Origin of the sequence: Pandoraea sp., assembly GCF_004297875.1 — a bacterium.
Taxonomy (GTDB): domain Bacteria; phylum Pseudomonadota; class Gammaproteobacteria; order Burkholderiales; family Burkholderiaceae; genus Pandoraea.
In genome coordinates this window covers 1-3253 of sequence record NZ_SCSK01000058.1, presented here as the reverse complement: position 1 = coordinate 3253, position 3253 = coordinate 1, and the positions used below count along the sequence as shown (strand labels likewise).

Annotated in this window: 4 protein-coding genes; 1 reads left to right on the top strand and 3 read right to left on the bottom strand. The window is 65.8% G+C overall.

Annotation, left to right across the window (positions count from 1 at the left end):
- The first annotated feature begins 251 nt into the window (after nt 1-251).
- Nucleotides 252-1019, top strand: a complete 768-nt coding sequence (locus EPN80_RS17025; RefSeq protein WP_293029988.1) for a YiiX/YebB-like N1pC/P60 family cysteine hydrolase — start codon at nt 252-254, stop codon at nt 1017-1019.
- A gap of 41 nt (nt 1020-1060) precedes the next feature.
- Here EPN80_RS17025 and EPN80_RS17020 read toward each other — a convergent pair whose 3' ends face one another.
- The 3 genes from EPN80_RS17020 to EPN80_RS17010 form a co-directional block, all read right to left on the bottom strand.
- On the bottom strand, nt 1061-1702 hold the full coding sequence (locus EPN80_RS17020) for a TIGR04282 family arsenosugar biosynthesis glycosyltransferase (RefSeq protein ID WP_293029985.1): 642 nt from the start codon (nt 1700-1702) through the stop codon (nt 1061-1063).
- A complete protein-coding gene (locus EPN80_RS17015) occupies nt 1686-2432 on the bottom strand; it encodes a TIGR04283 family arsenosugar biosynthesis glycosyltransferase (protein ID WP_293029982.1) in 747 nt (248 codons plus the stop codon). Before EPN80_RS17015 ends, EPN80_RS17020 begins: the two co-directional genes overlap by 17 nt.
- Nucleotides 2425-3253, bottom strand: an 829-nt coding sequence (locus EPN80_RS17010) for an S-methyl-5'-thioadenosine phosphorylase (protein ID WP_293029980.1), incomplete at its 5' end; no start/stop codon positions are given. The genes EPN80_RS17010 and EPN80_RS17015, both read right to left, overlap by 8 nt.

Sequence of the window (3253 nt, the reverse complement as noted above, 5' to 3'; positions counted from 1 at the left end):
GATCCACATTTACCCGACCATGGCTGAGGCCAATAAATACGCCGCCGGTGTCTGGAAGCGCGCGCACGCGCCGCAGCGCGTGCTGGCATGGCTGGCGCGCTTTCATGCATGGCGTCGCGGGGGCACCTAGTCATGGCGCGACTCGAATCCGTTTTTCCGGTACCGCCGATTGACGTTCGAACGACGCCTGGCGATGAATATGGGAGGCTGACCGATATGAGATTGGCGGCTCGCGTTGCGGGAGGAGACCGATGAATCCACTGGCTCGCCGCCTGGGAGGTTGGCTCGGCGCCTGGCTGACTCGCCCCACTCACGTTCATGGAACCTCGCTCGCGTCCCGCCCCGCCACACTGACCGCCGTATTGCGCCCGGGCGATGTGCTGCTGGTCGAAGGCAACAGTCGAGTGAGCGTGGCGATCAAATACCTGACTCAATCGACCTGGTCGCATGCCGCGCTGTGTGTCGGTAACGATGCGGTCACGGGACGGGGGGATGTTTTCTTTGTCGAGGCTGATATTGTCGAGGGCGTCAGACGTGTCACGCTGGCCGAATTTGCGGGTTTGCATTGCCGGATATGCCGGCCGGTCGGATTGACCCCGGGTGATCTGCAGCGTGTCGTCGATTACGCCTGTGCCCGCATCGGGCATCGCTACGACCTTAAAAACGTGGTCGATCTGGCTCGTTACCTGATCCCCACGCCTCCCGTACCCACGCGCTGGCGCCGCCGAATGCTGGCGTTCGGCAGCGGCGATCCGACGCGGGCCATCTGTTCGACATTGATCGCGCAAGCGTTCCAGTCGATCGGGTATCCCATCTTGCCGATCGTCGAGTCCGAGCCCGCCGGCCAGACCGATTGTCCGGATTGCGTGCGGGAGATTCTCCGCGTGCGGCACCACAGTCTTTTCGTGCCCAGGGATTTCGATGCGTCGCCCTATTTCGCCATCGTCAAGCCGACGTTGCTCGCTGGTTTCGACTATCGAAAGCTGGTGTGGGCAGAGCTAGGTCATGCATCGCCCTGATGGCGCATTGGTAGCGCGCATCGCAGGCCGGCCGGGGCCGCTCAGCGCAGCGTGTCGCGCAAGCGAGTGAGATCTTCGGGACGATCGATATCCCACAGCGGCGGCAGTTCGGCCCAGTGAATGCGCGCGGCCGCGAGGCGCTCGCGGGTGATGCGCATGACATGCTCGGTGCTCCATGGGATGTTGTGGAAAGCCGCGTGCAATAGCGTGGCGAGGTGCTCATCCGGCGTGGCGAAAACACCGACCAGGACATAGCCGCCGTCCTCGGCCGGAATGAATACCGCCGGCGTGTCATGGTCAAGTCGGTCGGCCGCTTCATGCAGGTGCGCGGTCGTCAGCACCGGGCAATCCGAACCGATCAGCAAAACGCGCCGGTAAGTGCCGAGCGAGGCGCGCAGTGCCGCAGCCATGCGCTGGCCGAGATCGTCGCCGGTTTGCCGATGAACCGGCAGGGCGAACTCGTCGGTGCATGCGCGCAGGGCCGCGTCGGCGGCGTCGCCGGCGATCCACAGCGAAGCGGAGGCGCCGGTACCGGTGACCGTGCGCAGCGTACGAACCAGCAGGTGCTCATGCATCGCGGCCGCGCCGTGGGCACCGAGCGCGGCGATCAGGCGCGTTTTCACCAGGCCCGGGACCGGCGGCTTGGTGAACACCGCGATATGACCGTCAGCGGGAAAGACCATCGGCTTGATGCTCCCTGGGCGCGGCCGGGGCTACCGGCAGGTTGCCATACCAGCGCGCCAGCGTGGCCGGTGCCACGCCGCAAACGTAAGCCAGGCGCAGCCCCCACATGAGTGCAATGGTGCGCCACACACCGCGAGTCTCCCAGCGCCGCCCCGAGGTAATGACCGGCGTGTCGATGCACGCCGGCGGCGAGATGCGCCTGAGGCGCTTGCTCAGTGCGATGTCCTCCATCAGCGCGATCGGCGCAAAGCCGCCCGCCTGCTCGAATGCGAGGCGTGTGACGAAGATGGCCTGATCGCCGGTCGCCACGCCGGTGATCCGGGAGCGCAGGTTCATCATTGCCGCGACCACGTGCAATAGCCGATGGCGGCTCTCGATGCATACGTCGAAGCGGCCCCAGACACGGGTTCCGTCGTACAGCGCGGCGCTTACCAGTCGGTCGGCCCCGGCGGGCAACAGGGTATCGGCATGCAGAAACAGCAGCACGTTGCCGTGTGCCAAGGCAGCGCCGGCGTTCATCTGCGCGGCACGGCCGCGTGGCGCCCGCTCCAGTTTGTCGGCATGAGGCGCCGCCAGCTCGCGGGTCGCATCGTCGCTGCCGCCGTCGACCACGATGATCTCGGCGCCCAGCGCGCGCAGCGGCGCAAGCCGGCGCAGCACGACGGCGATGCCGCTCGCCTCATTGAGTACCGGCACGACGATCGACAGAGCGATTGGCGTCTTATTCATATTTGGCGAGCAGTGCGGCCAGCCGCGCCTTGGTCTGCGCCGGCGCGTCGGCCAGCGGTGTAACCAGCGCGGTGCGCAGCGCATCATGCGCGGCCGATGCCGGCGGCGCGTCGGCCAGCAACTCGATGGCACGATAAATGACTCGCTGGGCGTTGGCTGCATTGCGCCCCAGGTTCGCGATGGCCGACTCGACTGTCACACTCTCGTGGGTCGGATGCCAGCAATCGTAATCGGTCACCAGTGCCAGGGTCGCATAGGCAATTTCGGCTTCGCGCGCGAGCTTGGCTTCGGGCAGATTGGTCATTCCGACGACCGATGCCTGCCAGCTGCGGAATAACTGCGACTCGGCATAGGTCGAAAACGCCGGTCCGTCGATGCAAACATACGTACCGCCCCGGTGCAGGCGAACCTCGGGTGCGGCTTGGGCGGCGGCGGTCGCGATCAGGTCGGCGAGTGCCGTGCAAACCGGCTTGGCGAAAGCGATATGCGCGACGATGCCTTGTCCGAAGAAAGTCTGCTCGCGCCGGTGCGTGCGATCGATGAACTGATCGGGCAGCACCATGTCGAGCGGGCGGATCGCCTCCTGCAGGGAGCCGACTGCCGATACCGAGATCAGGTAGCGCACCCCGAGTTGCTTGAGTGCATGAATATTGGCGCGGTAGGGCACCTCGTCGGGCAGCAGCGAGTGATGGCGGCCGTGGCGCGCCAGGAATGCCACGCGCGCGCTACCGAGCCGGCCTGTGACGAGCGCGTCCGAGGGGGCCCCGAATGGCGTGTCGAGCGTGATTTCTTCCATATCCTGAAGCTCGCTCATGCGATAC